This window comes from Kitasatospora sp. NPDC088742 (assembly GCF_055584905.1).
Window position 1 is genome coordinate 405,306 of sequence record NZ_JBVJLD010000001.1, and the last position, 21,499, is coordinate 426,804.

At 74.6% G+C, this 21,499-nt stretch carries 15 protein-coding genes; 12 read left to right on the top strand and 3 right to left on the bottom strand.

Annotated features, from left to right (window positions below; genetic code table 11):
- Positions 1 to 35 precede the first annotated feature (35 nt).
- The 11 genes from ACZ6ZR_RS01735 (at position 36) to ACZ6ZR_RS01785 (ending at position 13,047) form a co-directional block, all read left to right on the top strand.
- Positions 36 to 1,277, top strand: coding sequence for a metallophosphoesterase (locus ACZ6ZR_RS01735; protein ID WP_465638275.1), 1,242 nt, complete (start codon positions 36 to 38; stop codon positions 1,275 to 1,277).
- A gap of 161 nt (positions 1,278 to 1,438) precedes the next feature.
- Positions 1,439 to 1,864 (top strand): YegP family protein, encoded by a 426-nt coding sequence (locus ACZ6ZR_RS01740; RefSeq protein WP_465638277.1) that lies wholly within the window; start codon positions 1,439 to 1,441, stop codon positions 1,862 to 1,864.
- Entirely contained in the window at positions 1,854 to 2,231 is a 378-nt protein-coding gene (locus tag ACZ6ZR_RS01745) for a hypothetical protein (protein WP_465638279.1), read from the top strand. Before ACZ6ZR_RS01740 ends, ACZ6ZR_RS01745 begins: the two co-directional genes overlap by 11 nt.
- Before the next feature lie 312 nt (positions 2,232 to 2,543).
- Positions 2,544 to 3,572, top strand: a complete 1,029-nt coding sequence (locus ACZ6ZR_RS01750; protein WP_465638281.1) for a PstS family phosphate ABC transporter substrate-binding protein — start codon at positions 2,544 to 2,546, stop codon at positions 3,570 to 3,572.
- Between the two features lie 155 nt (positions 3,573 to 3,727).
- Positions 3,728 to 4,318: a hypothetical protein gene (locus ACZ6ZR_RS01755; RefSeq protein ID WP_465638282.1), complete on the top strand. Its 591-nt coding sequence runs from the start codon at positions 3,728 to 3,730 to the stop codon at positions 4,316 to 4,318.
- A 234-nt stretch (positions 4,319 to 4,552) separates the two neighbouring features.
- Positions 4,553 to 7,105, top strand: a complete 2,553-nt coding sequence (locus ACZ6ZR_RS01760) for a hypothetical protein (RefSeq protein WP_465638284.1) — start codon at positions 4,553 to 4,555, stop codon at positions 7,103 to 7,105.
- 78 nt (positions 7,106 to 7,183) lie between these two features.
- The gene (gene pstC, locus ACZ6ZR_RS01765; RefSeq protein ID WP_465638286.1) at positions 7,184 to 8,176 is read left to right on the top strand and encodes a phosphate ABC transporter permease subunit PstC; all 993 of its coding nucleotides are present in this window, start codon (positions 7,184 to 7,186) and stop codon (positions 8,174 to 8,176) included.
- A gap of 14 nt (positions 8,177 to 8,190) precedes the next feature.
- Entirely contained in the window at positions 8,191 to 9,396 is a 1,206-nt protein-coding gene (gene pstA / locus ACZ6ZR_RS01770) for a phosphate ABC transporter permease PstA (RefSeq protein ID WP_465638288.1), read from the top strand.
- 29 nt (positions 9,397 to 9,425) lie between these two features.
- Positions 9,426 to 11,252: a substrate-binding domain-containing protein gene (locus ACZ6ZR_RS01775; RefSeq protein ID WP_465638289.1), complete on the top strand. Its 1,827-nt coding sequence runs from the start codon at positions 9,426 to 9,428 to the stop codon at positions 11,250 to 11,252.
- The gene (locus tag ACZ6ZR_RS01780) at positions 11,249 to 12,214 is read left to right on the top strand and encodes a sortase domain-containing protein (RefSeq protein ID WP_465638291.1); all 966 of its coding nucleotides are present in this window, start codon (positions 11,249 to 11,251) and stop codon (positions 12,212 to 12,214) included. Before ACZ6ZR_RS01775 ends, ACZ6ZR_RS01780 begins: the two co-directional genes overlap by 4 nt.
- An 11-nt stretch (positions 12,215 to 12,225) precedes the next feature.
- Entirely contained in the window at positions 12,226 to 13,047 is an 822-nt protein-coding gene (locus ACZ6ZR_RS01785) for a phosphate ABC transporter ATP-binding protein (protein ID WP_465638293.1), read from the top strand.
- A 96-nt stretch (positions 13,048 to 13,143) separates the two neighbouring features.
- On the opposite strand, the gene ACZ6ZR_RS01790 is transcribed toward ACZ6ZR_RS01785, so the two are convergent.
- The 3 genes from ACZ6ZR_RS01790 to ACZ6ZR_RS01800 form a co-directional block, all read right to left on the bottom strand.
- The gene (locus tag ACZ6ZR_RS01790) at positions 13,144 to 13,950 is read right to left on the bottom strand and encodes a lysophospholipid acyltransferase family protein (RefSeq protein ID WP_465638295.1); all 807 of its coding nucleotides are present in this window, start codon (positions 13,948 to 13,950) and stop codon (positions 13,144 to 13,146) included.
- A gap of 70 nt (positions 13,951 to 14,020) precedes the next feature.
- A complete protein-coding gene (locus tag ACZ6ZR_RS01795) occupies positions 14,021 to 14,869 on the bottom strand; it encodes a GNAT family N-acetyltransferase (protein WP_465638297.1) in 849 nt (282 codons plus the stop codon).
- A 149-nt stretch (positions 14,870 to 15,018) separates the two neighbouring features.
- Positions 15,019 to 19,245, bottom strand: coding sequence for a hypothetical protein (locus ACZ6ZR_RS01800; protein ID WP_465638299.1), 4,227 nt, complete (start codon positions 19,243 to 19,245; stop codon positions 15,019 to 15,021).
- Positions 19,246 to 19,520: 275 nt separating this feature from the next.
- Here ACZ6ZR_RS01800 and ACZ6ZR_RS01805 point away from each other — a divergent pair, with 275 nt between their 5' ends.
- Positions 19,521 to 21,461, top strand: coding sequence for an FG-GAP-like repeat-containing protein (locus ACZ6ZR_RS01805; RefSeq protein WP_465638301.1), 1,941 nt, complete (start codon positions 19,521 to 19,523; stop codon positions 21,459 to 21,461).
- Positions 21,462 to 21,499: the final 38 nt, after the last annotated feature.

Here is a 21,499-nt window from a genome sequence, read left to right on the forward strand (position 1 = left end):
ACGGGTCGTGAGTGGTGATCTCCCATACTGGGCCGGTGATTTTCCTGCTGATCGTGCCGCTGGTCCTCGGTCTCTACGCGCTGGTGCACTGGTACCTCTGGCGCAGGCTGGTCCGCGACGTCTCCGCGCCCGGCGGGCGCTGGCGCCGGACCGGCACGGTGCTGGCGGTGGCGCTTCCGCTGACCGGCCTCGGCGCGCTGGTGGGCGGCCGGCTGCTGCCGCTGAGCGCGGAGCGGTGGGTGGCCTGGCCCGGGTACATGTGGCTGGCGACGCTGATCTACCTGATGCTCGCGCTGTTCGCCGGCGAGGTGGTCCGGGCGGTCTGGCTCCGGCTGCCGTCCCGCCGGGCGGTGCCCGCGGATGCCGCCCGGTGGACGCCGGAGGAGCCCGGCGAGGAGGCCCCGGAGCCCGTCGCGGTGGTGGAGAAGGAGAAGAAGGAGCAGCCGGGGGACCCGTCGCGGCGGCTGTTCGTCGCCCGCACGGTGGCGATCGGCGCGTCCGGGGTGGCCGCGGCGGTGGTCGGCACCGGCACGTACGGGGTGCTGCGCGGGCCGAGCCTCAAGCAGGTGACCGTGCCGCTGGCCAAGCTGCCCCGGCGGGCGCACGGCTACCGGATCGCGGTGGTCAGCGACATCCACCTCGGGCCGGTCCTCGGCCGCTCGCACACCCGGCGGATCGTGGACACCATCAACGGGGTGCAGCCGGACCTGATCGCGATCGTCGGCGACCTGGTCGACGGCACCGTGCCCGAACTCGGCCCGGCGGCCCTGCCGTTGGCCGATCTGCGGGCCAGGGACGGCGCGTACTTCGTCACCGGGAACCACGAGTACTTCTCCGGTGCCCGCCCCTGGGTCGAGTTCGTCCGCTCGCTCGGCGTGCGGCCGCTCGAGAACGCCCGCACCGAGCTGCCCTGGTTCGACCTGGCCGGGGTGAACGACCTGGCGGGCGAGAGCGAGGGCGAGGGCCCGGACTTCGCCCGCGCGCTCGGCGACCGGGACCGCTCGCGGGCCGCCGTGCTGATGGCCCATCAGCCGGTGAACATCCACGACGCGGTCCGCCACGGCGTGGACCTCCAGCTCTCCGGCCACACCCACGGCGGCCAGCTCTGGCCGGGCAACTACCTTGCGGAGCTGGCCAATCCGACCGTGGCCGGGCTGGAGCGCTACGGCGACACCCAGCTCTACGTCACCCGGGGCGCCGGGGCCTGGGGCCCGCCGGTGCGGGTCGGCGCGCCGTCGGACATCACCGTCCTCACCCTCGCCTCGCCCGCCGCCTGACGACACCTCAGGCCGGCCCGGCCCGCGCAGAGTGAACGAGGGAGAACATCGCGACCAACAGGTCCGTTTAGAGATGATTGTCTCTTCAAGGACTCCGGTGTGCACACGTAGCGTTGGGCTGCGTCTCCGGGGCGTCTCCGGGGCGCCAGGGAGGCACTCGGATGGCAGGTCAGCGGATGGGCGGCGAGGAGGTCGACGACTCGCCGCGCCGGAGTCCGGCGCAGGTCGAACGTCGGGGGACGGTGCATGCCGAACGCGACGCGAACGGGCGTTACCGCTGGTCCTTAAAGGCCCCGAACGGAAGGATCGTCGCGGTCTCGGGGGCGGTGCACGACGTCCCGGCCCAGGCCTGGCAGGCGTTCACGGACCTGCGCGCCGAGGTCCAGGGGTTCGTGGTGCGGATCACCCACGTCCAGGACGGGATCGGCTGGGTCTGGATGGTGCCGGGGCCACGCGGCGTGTTCTCGGCGTCCTCGCACCGCGCGTACGAGCGGTACGCGACCTGCCAGAACGCCTACCGGCGGTTCGTGACGTTGCTGGAGACACCGGGGGCGGTCCAAGTGCCTTCGCGCGACGATGAGTTCTGAGGGCAGAGGCGGGCGGCGGGGGCCGAGACTGGTCACCGTCCGGCTTGCCGCCGGACGGGTCGGCTGGCTGCTCGCGGCAGCCAACGGGCGGCAGCTCGCGCGCTCCGCGGCGGGGTACCGCAGCGAGGAGGAACTCGAGGCCGCCGTGCGGCAGTTGCTGCTGGAGCGGGCCGCGCTCCGCTACCTCGTCCAGCAGGACGGCGAGCGCTCATGGGGGTGGTCGGCCAGCCTTCCGGTACGCGGTGGCGGCCGGCCGGGGGGTGGCGCGGTGGCTCGCAGCGCCCGGGGCTACCTGCGGCAGGACCAGTGCCGGAAGGGCCTGGCCAGCTTCCAGGCGATGCTCGAGGACCTGCGGTCCTGCGGGTGACCGGCAGGTTGCCGATCAGGCCCCGAACCGGCACCGGGAGAAGAACGCTGCTTCCTGGGCGAGGAGTTGACAGAGTCTCAGCGGAATCCCGGACACCCGGCCGGACCTCGTCCTAAACCTCCGGATGCGGAGTGATCGGGTTCGGCCGCCGACGGCCGGACGGGGCGGACGGATCTTCCGTCCGCCCCGTCCGGGCGGCAAGTATCGGTGCCGCCGGAGCGAGGGGCCGCGAGAAGCGGGCCCGCCGGCGCCCCAGCCCGGGCCACGGGCCGGGGCAGGCACATGGCTGCTCACTCCCACCGGAGGACCGAAATGCGTCACACCGCCGTCAAGTTGGCCGCCAGCATCGCTGCCGCTGCCGCCCTCACCCTCGCGGCAGCCCCGGCCCAGGCCGACCCGGCTGTGCTTCCGAACGCCGTCGACATCGTCGGCACCGGGTCGGACACCACTGCGCCCTACCTGGCCCAGGTCTCCGCCGACTACAACGCCTCGATCGCCGGTCAGCCGGCCGGCACCCCGCGTCTGTACAGCTGGGACCCGCTGGGCTCGGCCACCATCACCCCGAAGTCCGGCGGCGCCACCATCAGCCGCCCGAACGGCTCCAGCGCCGGCGTCACCGCGCTGAACAACAACACCGTCGCCACGGTCGACTTCGCCCGCTCCTCGCGCGGCCCGCAGACCGGTGACACCACCGACGACCTGTTCGCGGCCTTCGCCAAGGACGCGGTCACCTGGTCGGCCAAGGCCAACGGCGGCCACGCCCCGGCCAACCTGACCACCGCCCAGCTCAAGGGCATCTACGAGTGCACCATCACCAACTGGAGCGCGGTCGGTGGTACCGCCGGCACCATCAAGCCCTTCCTGCCGCAGAACGGCTCCGGCACCCGCTCCTTCTTCCTGAAGGCCATCGGCGGCGCCACCCCGGTCACCCCCGGCGCGTGCGTCACCAGCGGCCCGCAGGAGAACACCGGCACCACCGCGGTGCTGGACGACGTGGACGCGGTCTTCCCGTACTCCGTCGCCGCCAACATCAGCCAGGTCTACGGTGGCCACTCCACGCCGACCGACAACCCCGGCCCGTTGACCCTGCGCAACGTCAACGGCATCGCCCCGGTCAACGCCTCCCACACCATCAACGCCCCGTTCGCGGCCAGCGCCTACGGCCGCGTGGTCTACAACGTGGTCCGCGCCTCGGCCTGGAACACCGCGGGCAGCTACTCCACCACCCTGAAGGGCGTCTTCGGCCCGGCCGGCTGGATCTGCTCGCACCCGAGCACCATCACCAGCTACGGCTTCCTGGCCCTGCCAGGCGCCGCCTGCGGCAGCACCACCACCATCTGATCCGTCCGCCCCACCGACGGCCGGGCCCGACGGGCCCGGCCGTCGCCGGTCCCCAGCCGACCGGACGCTGCCCAGCCGTACCGACCAGAGGGAGCCCGCCCATATCTCGTCTCCGCATCCGCCTCGCCGTCGCCGGTGCCGCCGCACTGGCCGCCGTGACCGTCCTGACCGGCCCGGCGGGCACCGCCGTGGCCACCGAGGCGCCCACCGCCCCGGCCGCGGTCACCGCCGGCACGCCCGCCGGCACGCCCGCCACCTCGATCGGGACGGCGGTGATCAGGGAGGACGGCGACCACCTCCGCCGCAGCGCCGAGGCCGGCGTCTTCGTGGTCCCGCTCCCCCCGGGCACCCCGGCCTACGACGGCAGCACGGGCTTCTCGGCGAGCTTCCCGGTCACCGGCGCCACCGGTGCGCTGCGCGAGTACTACGGCAACGTCCGGCTCGACGGCAGCCTGCTGGCGGTCAACGTCCGCACCGGCCGGACCGTGCTCTACCGCCAGCTGGCCTTCGACATCGACTCCTGGCAGCTCACCGGCGTGCCGCTCGGCTCCACCGCTCCGGTCGGCCTGCTGACTCCGGCCGGCGACTCCACCGTCGCGGTCTCCGGTGGCGTCAGCTCGCTGACCTCGGCCGGTCTGACGGTGACCGCGGGCGGTGCCGACGAGTTGAACCGTCAGCTCGCCACCGATTTCTTCAAGCCCGATGCCAAGGTCGGGTCCTTCGCGCTCAGCTACACCCAGGGCTGAGTGCGCGCAAGCTGAGTCCGCACAAGCTGAGTTCGCGCAAGCTGAGTTCGCGCAATACGTGCCCGCAGTGCCGGAAAAGGCACTGCGGGCATTCTCATCTCCCTTTTCCCGCAAGGGAGTTGTGGCCTCGTACATCTGAACGGCCGTCAATTGTCATATCACCATGGGGGAATACGGAAGTTCGAGCCCGACGGGTCCGGGCCGACGAAGACGTCCGCGTGGTGAGAGGTGCCCATGAGAGTCCGTAGAACCGGCCGTCCGGTGCAGGTGTACGTCGCCCTGGTGCTGGGGTGGGCGGTCGCCCTGACCCTGACGGTCTGGCCCGGTGCGGTGCCGCAGGCGCACGCCGCCACCGGTGTCACGGTGCCGGGGCCGCCGGTCTGGCACCCCGAGGACTGGACCACGGGGGACCGCGGTTCGGTCACCCTGGAGAAGGCCGCCGACCTCACCAACGAGCGGGTCCGGGTCCGCTGGGCAGGGTTCACCCCGACCGTCTACACCTGGGGCGGTCCGGTGGACGTCGCGCAGGCCGGCTCGACCGACGTGCTCTACGCGGTCCGGATCTACCAGTGCCGCGGCGAGCACCCGGGGCCGACCGACTGCTACGGCTCCACGGTCTACCGGGGCGACCCGGCCAAGGGCTTCGAGCAGGACATCGCGCAGGGGGCCAACACCCCCGAGTTCCCCTCCAATCTCGTGATCGCGGCCACCCGGCCGGACGGTACCGGCGAGGCCGAGATCGAGCTGTGGACCTCCCAGCAGAGCCAGACCCTGGGCTGCGACGCCACCCACCCGTGCTCCCTGGTGGTCGAGGCGAACTACGGCGGCGACTCGATCGGCGCCTACCAGACCCCGGCCGGCACGGTGAACTGCGAGGACCACTCCCCGGACAACGACGGATTCTTCAACACCGCCTCGGACGGCGCCTTCCGCAAGAACGCGGGCGGCCGGTACCAGACCGGCGAGAGCTGCGCCTGGCAGCAGAAGGCCGTCGTCCCGCTGAAGTTCGCCCCCACCCCCGGCGACTGCAAGGCCGGCGCCGCGCAGTTCTCGATGGCCGGCCTGGAGATGGCGAACCGGGCCGTCCAGCAGTGGCGGGCCGGGCTGTGCGCGGGGGAGGCACCGCTCAACCTGCAGTACGTCTTCGGCGGCGGTGAGCCGCAGGCCAGGGCCGCCTTCCTCGACCGCCGGGGTGCCGACGTCGCGCTGACCGCCCGGGCCGAGCGCGCGCCCGCGAGCCGCCCCTACGTCTACGCGCCGCTGACCACCAGCGGCATCTCGGTGGTCTTCGTGGTGGACGACGGCACCAACCGCCGCCAGATCCGCCAACTCAAGCTGAACGCACGGCTGATGGCGAAGCTGTTGACCCAGTCCTACGACCTGCAGTACGGCGCCGTGATCCCCTCGGTGGACGGCAACCCGAAGTGCGTCTTCCTGGACCCCGAGTTCCTGGCGCTCAATCCCGTGGACGCGGTGAACGGCCCGGTCTGGCCCGAGTGCGGCTCCGGGGGGAACAAGGCCGAGACCACTCCGGTGGTGATCGGCGGCACCTCCGACCTGGTGCAGCAGGTCACCTCGTGGATCGCCGCCGACCCGGCGGCCGCCCAGTTCCTCCAGGGCGCCAAGGACCCGTGGGGCATGCGGATCAACACCTACTACCTGCGCAACAGCTTCGCCGGGTACCCGGTGGACGCCTTCCAGCCGCAGGACTTCAGCGGCCCGGGCAACTGGAAGCAGTACGAGTGGAACCCGCTGATCGGCGGCCTCGGTTCGGTGGCCCGCAACGTCCTGGAGGGACGGGCCACGTGCAGCGACCCGAACGTGGACAACACCGGCGGCCACCCGCGCTGTGCGGCCCAACCGGTGGGCCAGCGCGCGCTGTTCGCCATCATGGACAGCGGCCAGGCGAAGGCCTACTCGCTGCCCGAGGCGGCACTGGCCAACCCGGCCGGGGAGTTCGTCACCCCCTCGCCGGCCGGTATGCAGGCCGCCGTCTCGGTGATGACCACCGATCAGCTCACCGGCACCCAGGCGCTCCCGTACGGGGACGGCGCCGCCGCCTTCGCCCAGGCCAAGGGCGCCTACCCGCTGACCACGGTGCAGTACGCGATGCTGCCCACCGCCGGTCTGCCCTCCGCCCGGTCGGAGGCGCTGGCCCGGTTCGTCCGCTCGGTGACCGACCTCGGCGGCGGGCAGATCTACGGCAGCGCTCCGGGCCTGCTGGCCCCCGGCTTCCTCGCCCTGACGGAGGCTCAGAGCGGCCAGGCCAAGGCGGCGGCCGCGCACGTCGCGGCCCAGGACTCGGCGCTGCCCGGCAACCAGGTGGCCCCGACGCCCGAGCCCACCACCGGTCCGGCCACCGGCTCGGGCGAGTCCGCCGGCCCGGGCCTCACCGGCGGCTCGGGCACCTCGGGCGACACCGGTGGATCGGCCAACTCCGGTGGGACGTCCGGTGGTTCGAGCACCGGTGGCGGCGCCGGCGGCTCCGGAGGCGGGACGGGCGGCGCGCTCGGCGGTTCGGCCGGCAGCGGTGGCACGGGCGCCCAGCCGGCGGGGACCACCTCCTCCGCGCCCGCCGCCCGTCCGAGCGGTGCGCCGTCCCCGGTGGCGGCCGCCCCGGTGGCGGCCGGCCGGGCCGCTGCGGACCGGGCCGGCGGGGCCAGGCTGCTGCTGCCGGCGCTGCTGGTGGTCGGCGGGGTGCTGCTGGTCGGCGGCCCGCTGACGCTCCTGCTGAGCGGCACCGCGACCGGCGCCCGGCTGACCGCCCGCATCACCGGTCGGCGCTGAACCGGCCGGCGCTGACTGGCCGGTGCCGAAGCTCCGCCGCCCGCTCCCAGCCCGGCCCAGCCGAGAGAGACCCTCGCCATGACCACCACCCTCCCCGCCCTGGCGGACCACGACCGTCCAGGGAAGATCACCGCACCACCCAGCCCCGGAGACCGCATCCTGCGGATCGGGCTGAACGCCGCCGGCCTCTCGGTCTTCCTGATCATGGGGATGACCGCGCTCTTCCTGCTGATCCGCGGCGCCCAGGCGTTCCGGCTGGCCGGCTGGTCCTTCTTCACCGAACAGCGCTGGCTGATGTCCGCGCAGCGGTTCGGCATCGCCGCAGTGCTGCCGAACGGCGTCCTGATCGCCGTGATCGCCCTGGTGCTCGCGGTGCCGGTGGCCCTGATGACCGCCGTCTTCATCTCCGAGTACGCGCCCGTCCGGATGCGGGCGGCGCTGATCTCGCTGATCGACCTGATGGCCGCGATCCCGAGCATCGTCTACGGCCTCTGGGGGCTGTTCTTCCTCCAGCCCAGGATCATCGGCCTGTCCCGGTGGATCTCCAACCACCTGGGCGAGTGGGTGCCCTTCCTGAAGGTCCGCACCGGTGACATCGGTACCTCCTACACCTCCTCGACCTTCATCGGCGGGGTGGTGGTGTCGCTGATGATCATCCCGATCATCACCTCGCTCAGCCGGGAGGTGTTCGCCCAGGCACCGCAGGGCGAGCGCGAGGGCGCGTACGCGCTCGGCTCCACGCGCTGGGGGATGATCCGCACCGTGGTGCTGCCGTTCGGCCGCGGCGGGGTGATCGGCGCGGTGATGCTCGGCTTCGGCCGGGCGATGGGCGAGACCATCGCGATCGCCCTCATCATCTCGCCGGCCTTCGTGTTCAAGGGCCACGTGCTGGAGAACGGCGGGAACTCGATCTCGGCGCTGATCGCCCTGCGGTACAGCGAAGCCGACGAGCTGTCACTCTCCGCGCTGATGGCGGCCGGGCTGGTGCTGTTCGCGCTGACCCTGGTGGTCAACCTGGTGGCCGGGGTCATCATCAACCGCTCGCGCTCCGGCGCGGCGACCAACGACTGAGCGGGACCACGACGATGACCCACACCCTGCCGCCCCTCGACACCGCGCAGCCCGTCGGCACCGTGCCACCCCTCGACGCGGCGCCACTCCTCGAACCGCGCGTCCGCACCGGCGGAGTGACCCGCGCCGACCTGGCCACCCTGGGCGGAGCCGCGGCCGGCTCGCTCGCCCTGGACTGGCTGCTGCACCAGCGCCTGCTGCCGTTCAGCGGCGCACTCGGCTTCCTGACGCTCTGGTACCTGCTGTTCCTGGTGTTCTACGCCGGGGCCGGCCGGCTCCAGTGGGACGGCCAGCTGGTCCGCGAGCGGATGGTGATCGTGCTGGCCTGGAGCTCCGGCCTCCTGGTGGTCGGCGTGATCGCCCTCCAGATCGGCTACCTGACGGTCCGTGGCCTGGACGCGGCGGTCCACCTGAACTTCTTCACCGAGTCGATGGAGCGGACCGCGGGCCTGTCCCCGATCACCTCCGGCGGCGCCCTGCACGCGGTGGTCGGCTCGCTCGAACAGCTCGGCCTGGCCACCCTGTTCGCCGTCCCGCTGGGCATCGCCGCGGCCGTCTACCTGTCCGAGATCGGCGGGCGGTTCGCCCAGCCGGTGCGCTCCCTGGTGGAGGCGATGACCGCGCTGCCGTCGATCGTCGCCGGGCTCTTCGTGCTGGGCGTGGCGATCCTCTCGCTCGGGCTGGAACGCAGCGGCTTCGCCGCCTCGTTGGCGCTCACGGTGATGATGATGCCGATCGTCACACGGGCGGCCGAGGTGGTGATCCGGCTGGTGCCCGGCACCCTGCGGGAGGCCTCTTACGCGCTCGGCGCCAGCCAGTGGCGGACCATCTGGACCGTGGTGCTGCCGACCGCCCGGCCCGGCCTGGCCACCGCGGTGGTGCTCGGCATGGCCCGCGGCGTGGGGGAGACCTCCCCGGTGCTGCTGACCGCCGGCTTCACCACCTACTTCAACTTCAACCCCTTCGCGAACCAGCAGGTCAGCCTGCCGCTCTACATCTGGAACTACGTCAAGCTCCCGTTCGAGGAGATGGTGGCCCGCGCCTTCGCCGGGGCCTTCACCCTGATGCTGATCGTCCTGGTGCTGTTCGTCACCGCGCGGCTGCTCGGCGGCCGCCGCCCCGGCGACCTGAGCCCCCGTCAGCGCCGCCGGATCGCGCGGGACGCCGCGCCGCGCCGTCCTGCCGCGGTGGTGGCGCAGAGAACGGCGGACCCCCGATGACACCGACCGACCACCCCCGAGGAGACCTCATGCCGTGGGCGCCCGCTCACCGGCCGCACCGCCTGCCCGCCGTGCTGCTCGTCCTGCTGCTCACCGCCGCCTCCGCGCTGTTCGGCGCGGCCGGCCCGGCCCACGCGGCCACCTCGCTGAACGCCGACGGCTCCAGTTGGGCCGGCCCGGCCCTCGACCAGTGGCGGCAGGACGTGGTGCCGCAGGGCATCCAGATCAACTTCAACCCGACCGGCTCGGCCGCCGGGCGGAAGAGCTGGGCGGCCGGTCTGGACGACTTCACCGCCTCCGACGTCCCCTTCCGCTCCCGGCGGGACACCGGGGCCAACTCCAACGTCGGCGGCTCCGGCGCGGCCGGCGCTGAGCGCTCGGTCTACGGGTACTCGTACGTCCCGATCACGGCGGGCGGCACCGCCTTCATGTACAACCTCGTGGTGGCCGGGAAGCAGGTCACCGACCTGCGGCTGTCCTCCGACACGCTGGTCAGGATCTTCACCGGCAAGATCACCTCCTGGGACGACCCGGCCATCACCAAGGACTACGGCCGGGCCCTGCCGCGCAAGGAGATCACCCCGGTGGTCCGCTCCGACGGCTCCGGCGCCACCGCCCAGTTCACCCGCTGGATGCAGCACACCCACCAGTCCGAGTGGGAAGCCTACTGCGGCGAGGTGAACGGCGTCAGCTGCGGGGACTACACCGAGTTCTACCCGACCAAGGGCCGCATGGTCGCCCAGAACGGCTCCGACGTGGTGGCCGGGTACATCAAGGCCCCGTCCGGCCTCGGCACCATCGGCTACGACGAGTACGCCTACGCCAAGCGCAGCAACTGGCCGGTCGTGAAGGTCCTGAACGCCGCCGGGTACTACACGCTGCCGACCGCCTCCAACGTCGCCGTCGCGCTGACCGCCGCCAGGATCAAGGGAGTTGACGACGCGACACCGCCGACCGACCCGGACTTCCTGCAGCAGAACCTCGACGGCGTCTACAGCATGGGCGACCCCCGGGCCTACCCCGTCTCCAGCTACAGCTACCTGATCGTGCCGCGCCGCGGGGCGGCCGACCCGGTGCCGCCGCGCTTCACCGACGCCAAGGGCGATGCGCTGGGCCGGTTCATCTCCTACGTGCTCTGCGAGGGCCAGGGGCAGGCCGACAGCCTCGGGTACTCACCGATCCCGCGGAACCTGGTGCGCGGCGGAATGCTCCAGGTCACCCACATCCCCGGCAGCTCCGCCACCGTCAACCCCGACACCCTGGCCAACTGCGGCAACCCGACCTTCAATGCGGCCGGCCAGCTCACCGTGCTGGTGAACGCGCCGCAGCCGAGCCCGTGCGACAAGGTGGGCTCCCCGCCGAACTGCGTGGTGCAGGACGGCAAGGCGACCAACCCGACCGGCGGCGGCTCCGGAGGCTCGGCGGCCGGCGGCGGTACGGGCGGCTCGACGGGCTCCAACGGCGGTTCCGCGAACGGCGGTTCGGCCGGCGGTGCGGCCGGTGGCACCGGCGCGGGGGGCACCGCGGGCTCCAACGGCGGCTCCAACGGCGGTTCCGCGGGCGGTGGTTCGGCCGGCGGTGCGGCCGGGGGTGCCGGCACCGGCGGCACCCCGGGCGGAGCAGGCGACCCGGCGGCCCAGGACCAGGTGATCGATCCGCAGACCGGGCAGTCCGTGCCGCGCTCCGGCGGTTCGGGCGGCAACCTCCAGGCCACCGTGGTCGACGTGGCGAACCGCAAGGACGAGTGGCTGCTCAGCACCCTGACCGCGCTCGAACTGCTGGCGGTGGTGGCGGTTCCCCCGCTGCTCGGTGGCTGGCTGGCCGCCCGGCGGCGCAGCCGGGGCGGTGCCCGGTGACCGCCCCGGCGAACGCCCCCGCCACGGGCCCGCAGGGCGCCGCCCCGGCCCCGGCGGCCGCCCCGACGGTCCCGGCCGCGGTCGTGACGGCGAAGCACCCGGACACCCTGCGGCCCGCGCCCGTCCTGCCGCCGCCGCCCGAACCGTCGCGCCTCCGGCGGCGGTTCGCGCAGACCGGCTGGGCCGCCAGCGGGCTGGCCGCGCTGGTGGTCGGCTTCGTCGGCTACCTGCCCGCGCTCTCGGCGCTCCAGCAGCAGCACTCCCAGGCGGCGGCCCACCGGACCTTCCGGGACCAGCTGGCGAACGCGGTCGCGCCGACCGGCCCGACCACCGACGGCGCGCCCGTCGCGCTGCTCGACGTTCCCGCCCTCGGTCTGCGGGACGTGGTGGTGGTCGAGGGCACCACCGGCCGGGACCTGATGCGCGGACCGGGCCACCGGCGGGACACCGCACTGCCCGGCCGGCCCGGGGTGAGCGTGCTGTTCGGGCGCCGGGTCAGTTTCGGCGCCCCGTTCGGCCGGCTGGCCGAACTCCGGCCGGGCGACCGGATCGAGGTCACCACCGGGCTGGGCCGGGCCCGGTACACCGTCAGCGAGCTCGGGGACGCGGACCACCCGCTCACCGTCCAGGAGCCGAACCGCCTGGTGCTGGTCACCGGGGACTCGGACTGGATGCCGGAGTCCACCCTGCTGGTCGGTGCCCGGCTGGACGGCGATCCCCAGCCGGACACCGGGGCGCGGTCGGCGCCGCGCCCGGCCGACCGCGCGCTGGCGGCCGACCGCTCCGCCCTGTCGGCCCTCCAACTCTGGACGCTGGGGCTGCTGTTGGCCGTCACGGCGACCACCCTGGCGGTCCGCCTCTGGCACCGCTGGGCCGGCTACCTGTGCGCCGTCCCGGTGCTGGCCGCGGTGCTCTGGAGCTGCTACGAGAACGCCGCCGCCCTGCTGCCCAACCTCTACTGAAGGACGACCCGATGACCGACGACACCATCACCGCGGTGCTGCCCGTGCAGGGCGGCTCGCTGTCCGGGATCGAGACCCGGGCGGTCTCGGCCTGGTTCGGCGAGCGGAAGGTCCTGGACCGGGTCTCGCTGGGCATGGCGGAGGGTCAGGTGACGGCCCTGATCGGCCCGTCCGGCTGCGGGAAGTCGACCTACCTGCGGATCCTCAACCGGATGCACGAGATGGTCCGGGGGGCGACGCTCTCCGGCGAGGTGCTGCTGGACGGGATCGACGTCTACGCCACCGGGCGGCGGCCGTCCGAGGTCCGGCGCCGGATCGGGATGGTCTTCCAACGGCCCAACCCGTTCCCGGCGATGAGCATCTACGACAACGTGGCCAGCGGTCTCAAGCTGGCCGGGGTCAGGACCGACCGGGCGGAGCGGGACGCCCTGGTGGAGAGCAGCCTGCAACGGGCCGGTCTGTGGGGCGAGGTCAGCAACCGGCTGAAGGCGCCCGGTGGTTCGCTCTCCGGCGGCCAGCAGCAGCGGCTCTGCATCGCCCGCTCGCTGGCGGTCTCCCCGGACGTGCTGCTGATGGACGAGCCGTGCTCGGCGCTGGACCCGACCTCCACCCGCCGGGTCGAGGAGACCATCGCCGAGCTGCGGGGCAGGCTGACCATCGTGATCGTCACCCACAACATGCAGCAGGCGCAGCGCGTTTCGCAGTCCTGCGCGTTCTTCCTGGCCGGGCACGACAGCCCGGGACGGATCGTCGAGGCGGGGCCGACCGAGCAGGTCTTCGGCGCTCCGGTCGACCAGCGCACGGCCGACTACGTGAACGGCCGGTTCGGCTGACGGACGCGGGCCGGGCGTGCGAACGGCGGAGCGTGTGCGTGAACGGCGGTGCGTGTGCGTGAACGGCGGTGCGTGCACGTGAACGGTGGGGCGGCGTCACCGCCAGGCGGTGCTGGCGGCCCGGCGGCGGACCTGGGCCGGGACAGCTGGGGCCGGCCGGGTGACGACGTGTCCGGCGGCCGGGGGGCTGCCCACGGCGGCCTCGGCGGCGCGGGCCAGCTCCCGGCGGTCGGTGCCGGAGACCGGTGGGTGGAAGGTGAGTTCGGCCACCAGGCCACGGGCGGCCAGCACCCGGCGGATCGAGGGCAGCAGCTCGTCGTCGCCGACGAAGGCCGAGGCGGTGCTCTGCGTGCCGTCGGCCAGGTGGTAGCGGATCGTCACCGGCTGGACCGGGACCCCGGCCTCCAGGGCGGCCTGGAAGGCCGCCCGGCGGAAGGTCCCGCCGGCCCGGCCGCACCAGGTGCTGCCCTCGGGGAAGACCCCGACCGCCCGCCCGGCCCGCAGGGCGTCCGCGATCTGCCGGACGGTGTCCGGGAGTTGGCGGAGCCGGTCGCGGTCGACGAAGATCGTGCTGCCCCGCAGGGTGAGGGGCCCGATCAGCGGCCAGTGCTGCACCTCGGTCTTGGCCAGCATCGGCCCGGGCCGGACGGTGCCGAAGAGCACGATGTCCAGCCAGGAGATGTGGTTGGCCACCAGCAGGACGCCGCCCTGCAGCGGGGCCGCGCCGGTGACGCGCAGCCGCACCCCGAGGGCGGCGACCACGCTGCGGGTCCACCGGCGCAGCAGCGCGTCCCGGAGCCTGGGCACCCGCCCCCAGCCGGGCACGAACCGCGCCGCCAGCACGCCGGTCAGCAGTGCGACGGCGGCGGCCGCCCCGCGCGCGGTGCGGCGCGGGGCGGTCACGGTCGGGCCCTGCTCGGTGAGACAACTCTCCGGCGTGCAGGGCGCGGTGGGAAGCCAGGCCGACACGGCGTCAGGCCGGTTCGGTGGTGGTGGCGGTGGCAGTGGTGGTGGCGGCCGTCGCGGTGGCCTGCGGGGCGGCACCGGCGGAGAGGAAGTGCCGCAGGTAGCGCGGGTCGGTCCGCTCCAGCGAGAGCAGCACGTACAGGTCGGCGGTGTTGAAGTCCGGGTCGTGGGCGGGCTCGCCGCAGACCCAGGCGCCGAGGCGCAGGTAGCCGCGCAGCAGCGGCGGGATGGTGGTCCGCTCGGGGCGGAGCACACCGGTCGGGTCCCAGCGGCGGTGCGGGGCCACCCGGTACTCGGCCGGGGAGAGGTGACGGGCCGTCATGGCGTCCCAGACCCCGGCGGCGGTGGCGCCGCCGTCGGCCAGCGGGACGGAGCAGCAGCCGGCCACCCAGGTGTTGCCGGTGTCGACCAGGTAGCGGGCGATGCCGCCCCACATGAGGTTGATCACGGCGCCGTTGTCGCGGTGGCGGATGTCGATGCAGGAACGGCCGACCTCGACCATGTCCTTGCGGATCCCGGCCAGGTTGGCGAGGTCGAACTCGGTCTCCGAGTACAGGCGTCCGGCCTTCAGGGCCTGCTCCGGGCGGAGCAGCCGGTAGGTGCCGACGACCTCGCCGGTCTCGTTCTCGCGCACCAGCAGGTGGTCGCAGAACTCGTCGAACGGGTCGATGTCCAGACCGGGCTCGGGGGTGTCGAGGACGGCTCCCATGCCGTTGGCGAACACGTCGTGCCGCAGCCGCTGGGCGGCCCGGACGTCCGCCTCGTCGGTGGCGAGGGAGACCGAGTAGGCCGGGGCGGCGCCGTTGTGCGGGGTGGGCAGCTTGGCGGCCGGTGAAGTGGCGGTGGCAATGGCCATGGCAGGCTCTCCAGGGGCGTGGGTTGGAGCGCGAGATCGTGTTGCCCCTATGTCTCTCCAGACCGGTTGGCGTTCGTGTGACGAACCGGGGGAGTTGAGATGTGCACCTGTTGAATGCCGAACCCTTATCGGACCTTTATCCCCGACGGTCAGCGCGGCCGGGCGCCGCGCGGGGGCGAACCGAGCACCGCGAGGGCGTGCGCGAGGCCCAACAGTTCGTCCACGCCCGCCCGTTCGGACCGGCGGTGTCCGGCGGGCGGCGTGGCGCGGGCGGCCAGGGTGGCGAGCACGGCGGTCTCGGCGGCCGACAGGTCGGCGGGCGGACGCTCCAGGAGCGCGCCCGGGTGGTGCAGGTCGTGGACGAGCGTGACCCACTCGGGGGCCGGGCGGCGCCGGGAGGGTTCGGCGGTGGGGCGGCCGGCGGCGGCCACGTACCGGCCGTCCGGGGAGACCGCGACCACCTTGAGCTGGAGGTCGGTGGCCAGCTGGACCGGGACGGGCACCGGCTCCAGCGCGTACGGGTCGAAGAAGTGCACCCGCCCCTCGCCCGGCGCGTAGCCGCCGACCACCCCCCAGGCCGGAACGGCGAACAGGTTGTGCAGCAGCGGCCCGGGCTGCCACCGCGTCGGCCGGAGCACCGTGCCGTCCGGCTCCCAGCGCCCGAGGCCACCGCGGGCACCCGAGGTGATCAGCGCGTCCGGCCCGGCGAAGGCCAGGTCGAGCACCTCGCCGTGCCCGTCCGGCACCACCGCGGTGGCCAGCGCGGCCCGCAGCCGCGAGTCCACCGCGACCAGCCGGGCCCCGTCCGAGACCACCAGCCGCCGCCCGCTCGGCTCCACCGCCAGCAGGTCGCCCCGGGTCAGCCCCCAGGGCCGCAGGTCCACCGGCCGCGCCGCGTCCCGGCCCTCCTGGACCAGCGCCCCCGGCGCCAGCCGCAGCCCCGAGACCTGCCCGTCGCGGGTCGGCACGGTACGGGCCCCGGCCATCGCCGGGCCGGTGCCCAGCACCGTGGTCGCACCGTCCGGGCCGCGCCGCACCAGTTCGAAGACCCCCGCCGCCTCCGGGCCCGGCAGCGACGGCCGCCAGGCGGCCACCACCTCCTCCGGGCCCAGGCAGGCGATGGCCGAGTGGCCGATGGCGCCCTGATGGAGCGTCAGGCTGCCGCCCCGCTCCAGGTCGAGCACCCGCACCGACTCCTGCTGCGCCGCCGAGTCGATCGCGGCCACCGCCAGGGCGGGCCGGCCGTGCGCGAAGGCCAGGTAGTCGGCGCTGAACAGGTCGAACTCGGTGGGCAGCCGGACCGGTACCGACGCCGCCTCGGCGGCCACCAGGTCGGCCGTCCGACGGATGCTCAACCCGGCCAGCCTGCGGGCGAGTTCGAGCTCGCCCGGGTGCTCCGGCTGCCAGCGGCGCAGCGGCAGCCGGCGCGCCAGCCGGGCGGCCTCGGCGACCGGCACCGACCGCGCCAGCGCCCAGAGGCCGGGCCAGTCACGCTGCCGGGCCAGACGGTCGCCGAGGGCGGCCAGGGCGGCCGGGTCCTCGGGCGGCCGGGTGCGGCGCGCGGCGGGGCCGCCGCGCCAGCCGTGCACCGCGAGCGACGGGGGCGGGGAGGGGTGGTGGGCCGGTACGCCGGTGTCGACGGTAGGGGTGCCGTGGGGTGGGGTGGCGACGGCGGGCGGGGTGTCGGTGTGCTCGGGGCCGGTCTCGGCCGCATCGGCGAACAGCCGTTGCCGGGAGGGGCGTTCGGGGATTTGGCCGGACTCTGGGGACGGGGCGGCGTCCTCCTCCACCCACTCCTGGCGCAGCGGGGCTCCGGGCGCGGCGGTCGGTCCGGCGGTGGGGGCGGCGTACGTGGGGCCTGGGCTTGGGCCTGGGCCGGGCGGGGTGGGCCGGGGGCTGCGCGGGGCGGTGTTCCTCGGCTCCGGCTCGGGCGGCAGACCGGCGGCCCGCAGGACGTCGTTCTGACCGTGCAGCGCGCCGAGCAGCGCACGCCGGTGCACGGCCGGGGCCCGCTCCGCCAACTGCCGCCAGACGCCCACCGCTTCGGCGCCGACGGCCACCGCCTCGGTGTGGCGCCCCTCTTCGGTGAGGCTGTTGCGCAGCTTGCCGAGTGCGGCGGCGAAGGCCGCGGTGTGGCGCTCCGGTTCGGTGGCCGCCAGCCAGCGGTGCACCGCCACGCCCTCCTCGGCCGCCGCCACCGCCTCGGCCCGCCGCCCGGCCCGCGCCAGGTCGTGCCGGAGCCGCAGCAGCGCGGCGGCCAGCGCCGGGCGGTGTGCGGCCGGGTCCTCGGCCGCCAGCTCCCGCCAGAGCCCGACCGCCTCACGGGCCGGGTCCAGCTCGTCCGTCTCGTCCACCCCGCGTAGCGAGAGCGCACCGGCGGCCGACAGCGCGGTGGCCAGCCCGGCCCGGTGGCCCGGGTGACGTCGCGCCAGTTCGCGGTAGCGGTGCACCGCCGCCCAGCCGGTCCGGTGCGCCTCGCCCCAGCGGCCGGCCCGCTCCAACAGGGAGCTGTGCGCGACCAGCGCGGCGGCCAACCCCGGTTCGTGCCGGGCCGGTTCGGCCTCCGCCAGCGCGCCGCACACCTCGACGGCCCTCTCCTGGGCCGCCAGCGCCTCGGCTCCCTGCCCGGCCCGGTCCAGCAGCTCGGAGAGCGTCCCGAGCGCCTCGCCCAGGGAGGCCCGGTGCCGGGAGGGCTCCCCGGCGGCCAGCGCGGTGAGCAGCTCCACCGCCCGCTTCCCGGCGGTGGCGGCCTCCTCGTGCCGCCCCAACTCGGTGAGGGAGGACGCCAGTTCGCGCAGCACGGCGGCATGCTCGGCCGGCTCCGAACTGTGCGCCAGCCGGTGGCCGGCCAGCTTCACCAGCAGCGCGGCCCGGCCCGGCCGCAGGTCCGGCGGAGGGTCGGCGGGCAGGGCGGCGAGCACCCGCTCCAGCAACTCCCGGTCGATGCGCGGCAGTTCCGTCAGGGCCAGCAGGACCGGCGTGCCGCCCGCGGCGGCCAGGGCCGGATCGGCGGAGAGCAGCGGGTGGAGCAGTTGCGGCAGGACGTGGGGCCAACGGGCGGCGGTGAGGGCCAGTTGGAGCACGACGGCACCGGCTTCGGCACCGGCTTCGGCACCGGCTTTGGCATCGGCGCCGGGCTCGGCGCCGGGCTCGGTTCCGGCCCCGACGTCGGCCCGTAGGCCGAGCACGGTGGCGGCGTCACCGGCGGCCCACGGCTGCGCCGGGTACCCGGCGGCGTGGCCCGGCAGGGTGAGGGCGAGGAAGTCCTCGGCCAGGGTGGCGGGTCGCAACGGCGCCAGTTCACGGCCCGGTTCGGAGGGCGGGTAGCAGAGCGCGTGGTCGGCCAGCACCGCCGAGACGGGGTGGTCCAGGGCGAGCGCGCCGAGCAGCTCCGCCGCCTGGTCGGAGGCCCGGGGTCCGCCCAGGGCGGCCGCGAAGACGGCCCTGCTCATCACCCACGGCGGAGTGCTGAACCGGCCCACCTCCGGGCTGCGGTGCAGCAGCGCCCAGTGCGCCTGCTCGCGGTCGAGCAGCCGGACGGTCAGCGCGGTCCGGTCGAGGGGGAGGACGAGGTCAGGAACGGAAGCGGCGGACGGCTGTGCGGACTCCAGGACGGTGTCCAACGCGGAGAGCAGCACGGTGAGGGCCAGCCCGAACTCCGGGTGCTCCACCTCCCTCGGCTGCGAGGGCGGTTCGACCCCGTACTGCGCGGCGAAAGCGGCCACCGCCGCCCGGTGCAGCGCACGTCGCGCCTCCGGCCCCAGCGGGCCGAGCAGTTGGGAGTCCGTCACGGTCGGCTGCTCGGAGGCGGCCTCCAGTGCGTACCGCAGGCTGTCGCCGCGGGCCAGCAGCAGCACCCTGGTCGGCACCCCCGGCCGCGGCGGCACCGCCGAGGCCAGCAGCCGGGCCAGCTCGGAGACCGGCCGCCGGTCCGCCTGCTCGACCAGCACCAGCAACCCGGCCGCCCGCTCGTCCGGAGCCGTACCCGGCGTGCCCGTCGTACCTGCCGCGCCCGCCGGACGCCCCGGCCCGCCGGCTGCCACCGGCCCGTCCACGGAGACCACCTGCCAGCCCGACTGCCGCTGCTCCTCGGCGAGTTGGTCGGCCAGCCGGGTCTTGCCCTGCCCGCCCGGCCCGTGCAGCCAGCGCACCGCGTGCGGACCGTCCTGCGCGCACCAGGCCCGCAGCGCCCCCAACTCCGGCTCCCGGCCGGTGAACCCGACCACCGCGAACCGGGCGTCCAGCAGCCTGCTCGGCTGCTCCACCAACCACCCGGAGTCCAGCGGCGGCGGCGACTGCCAGGCCGCCGGAAGGTACCGCCCGGCAGCTTCGGCCGCGCCGCTTGCGGTACCGGTGCCCCACGACTCAGCCAGCATGGACTACCCCGATCAGCTGCGCCCTCCCCGGGGCCCACCCCACCCGCTCGGTCGGGGACCATGCTGCCACCAAGGGCACGGATGTGACAGATGATTGACATGTTTCCGGAGCCACCCCGTGCGGTTCGCCCACGGTCCCCGCCCCGGCCTCCGCCGCAGCCCGATCGGGTGACCCGGAGCGTGTCGTCGCCCTCCGGGCCGGTGGTGCGGGTGACGATCCGTTCGACGGACCGCGCCGGGAGCCGATCCGGTGGCAGCCCTGGAAGGGATTCCCGATGCTCACTGGCACCGCACGTCCGGGGTTGCGGGCGGCCCTGGTCGGCCTGCTCGCCGCCTCGCTCTCGGCCGGCCTCCCCGGTGGGTTCCGCGCCCCGAGCCCCGCCGCCGCTGCAACCGCCATCGCAACCGCCACCCGCGCCGCCGGAGAGCTCTTCGCCCCGGCCACCGTCCAACCCGTGGGCGACCAGCCCAACCGGATCATCACCGCCGACCTGAACGGCGACGGCCGGCCCGACCTGGTCACCAGCGACGTGGCCTCCTCCACGGTCTCCGTCCTGCTCGGCAACGGGGACGGCACCTTCCAGCCCCGGCGCGGCTTCCCGGTCGAGGGATACCCGAGCGCCCTGGACGCGGGCGACCTGAACGGCGACGGCCGGCCCGACCTCGCCGTGGTCAGCGCCGTCCAGAGCCTGGTCACCGTGCTGCTCGGCAACGGCGACGGCACCTTCCAGCCCGGCGTGGCCCAACGCACCTGGGAGTGGTCCAACTTCGTGAAGATCGCCGACCTGGACCGCGACGGCCGGGCCGACCTGATCACCAGCAGCGACCGGTACCACTTCATCGACGTCTGGCTCGGAAACGGCGACGCCACCTTCCGCCCCGGCCAGCACTACACCACCGACAACGGCGCCACCCGCGCCGCCGTCACCGACCTCAACGGCGACGGGGCGCCCGACCTCGCCGTCACCAACCTGTGCGACGACAGCGTCTCGATCCTGATCGGCAACGGCGACGGCAGCTTCCGGCCCCAACGCTCCCTCCCCGCAGGGGTGGACCCGGAGGAGATCGCCGCCGCCGACCTCGACCACGACGGCGACGCCGACCTCGTCATCGGCAACGGTCTCTCCGGCTCGGTCGTCGACCGCCGGGTCTCGGTGCTGCTCGGCAACGGCGACGGCACCTTCCAACCGCTGCGCGCCTACGAGCTGCCGCAGGCCCCGACCGGCCTGGCAGTGGCCGACTACGACGCCGACGGGCGGCTCGACCTGGCCGCCTCGGTGACCGACCTCTGGGACGAGTCCGCCGTGGTCGTCCTCCCGGGCGACGGCGAGGGCGGCTTCGGCGCCCCCGACCCGTACCAGGCGGGATCGCGCCCCCGGGACCTGGCCACCGCCGACTTCGACGCCGACGGCCGTCCCGACCTGGCGGCCCCCGCCCAGGCGGACAACACGGTGGCGGTCCTCCTCAACCGGGCGGTGGCGCCGGTCCGTTCGGCCCTCACCAGCTCCGCCGAACCGGTCGGCTACGGCACCCCTGTCACCTTCACCGACACCGTCTGCCCCCGCTCACCCGCACTCCTGCGGCCCCCGACCGGCACGGTCACCTTCACCGAGGGCACCACCACCCTGGCGACCGCCACCCTGACCGCCGCCCCGGGCGCGGGCTGCGCCGGCGCCGCCTTCACCACCGCCGACCTGACACCCGGACAGCACGAGCTCACCGCCACCTACTCCGGCGACGCCCGCTACCGGCCCGACAGCTCCGCAGTCCTCCGTCAGAACGTCAACTGCACCACCACCGTGGCCGGTTCGGCCGTCCCGCTCACGGTGACGGGGTCCACTTGCGTCACCGGCGGCACCGTCGGTCCGGTCACCGTCCGCCCCGGCGGCGTCCTCTACCTGGCCGGAGCCACCGTCACCGGCGGCCTGACCGCCGACCGCGCGGCCAGGGTCACCTCCTGCGGCTCCACCCTCACCGGCCCGGTCTCCGTCCAGGGCTCCACCGGCCCGGTGACCCTCGGCTCCCCGGCCACCGGCTGCGGCGGCAACCGCGTCGACCGCGGCCTGCTGCTGCGCGGCAACCGGGCCGGCACCCTGCTGGCCGGCAACCGCGTCACCGGCCCGCTGCTCTGCACGGGCAACACCCCGCCCCCGTCGAACGCCGGACAGCCCAACACCGTCACCGGCTCCCGCGCGGGGCAGTGCACGGGGCTCTGACCCACGCCGGGTTGGCTGACGCCCCGTCCGCCGACGGG

Excerpts from the sequence above, each read along its gene's own strand:
- pstA (WP_465638288.1), top strand. The coding sequence starts at position 8,191 with ATGACCCACACCCTGCCGCCCCTCGACACCGCGCAGCCCGTCGGCACC.
- ACZ6ZR_RS01805 (WP_465638301.1), top strand. The coding sequence starts at position 19,521 with ATGCTCACTGGCACCGCACGTCCGGGGTTGCGGGCGGCCCTGGTCGGC.
- ACZ6ZR_RS01740 (WP_465638277.1), top strand. The coding sequence starts at position 1,439 with ATGGCAGGTCAGCGGATGGGCGGCGAGGAGGTCGACGACTCGCCGCGC.
- ACZ6ZR_RS01760 (WP_465638284.1), top strand. The coding sequence starts at position 4,553 with ATGAGAGTCCGTAGAACCGGCCGTCCGGTGCAGGTGTACGTCGCCCTG.
- ACZ6ZR_RS01785 (WP_465638293.1), top strand. The coding sequence starts at position 12,226 with ATGACCGACGACACCATCACCGCGGTGCTGCCCGTGCAGGGCGGCTCG.
- ACZ6ZR_RS01795 (WP_465638297.1), bottom strand. The coding sequence starts at position 14,869 with ATGGCCATTGCCACCGCCACTTCACCGGCCGCCAAGCTGCCCACCCCG.
- pstC (WP_465638286.1), top strand. The coding sequence starts at position 7,184 with ATGACCACCACCCTCCCCGCCCTGGCGGACCACGACCGTCCAGGGAAG.
- ACZ6ZR_RS01745 (WP_465638279.1), top strand. The coding sequence starts at position 1,854 with ATGAGTTCTGAGGGCAGAGGCGGGCGGCGGGGGCCGAGACTGGTCACC.
- ACZ6ZR_RS01800 (WP_465638299.1), bottom strand. The coding sequence starts at position 19,245 with ATGCTGGCTGAGTCGTGGGGCACCGGTACCGCAAGCGGCGCGGCCGAA.
- ACZ6ZR_RS01775 (WP_465638289.1), top strand. The coding sequence starts at position 9,426 with ATGCCGTGGGCGCCCGCTCACCGGCCGCACCGCCTGCCCGCCGTGCTG.
- ACZ6ZR_RS01750 (WP_465638281.1), top strand. The coding sequence starts at position 2,544 with ATGCGTCACACCGCCGTCAAGTTGGCCGCCAGCATCGCTGCCGCTGCC.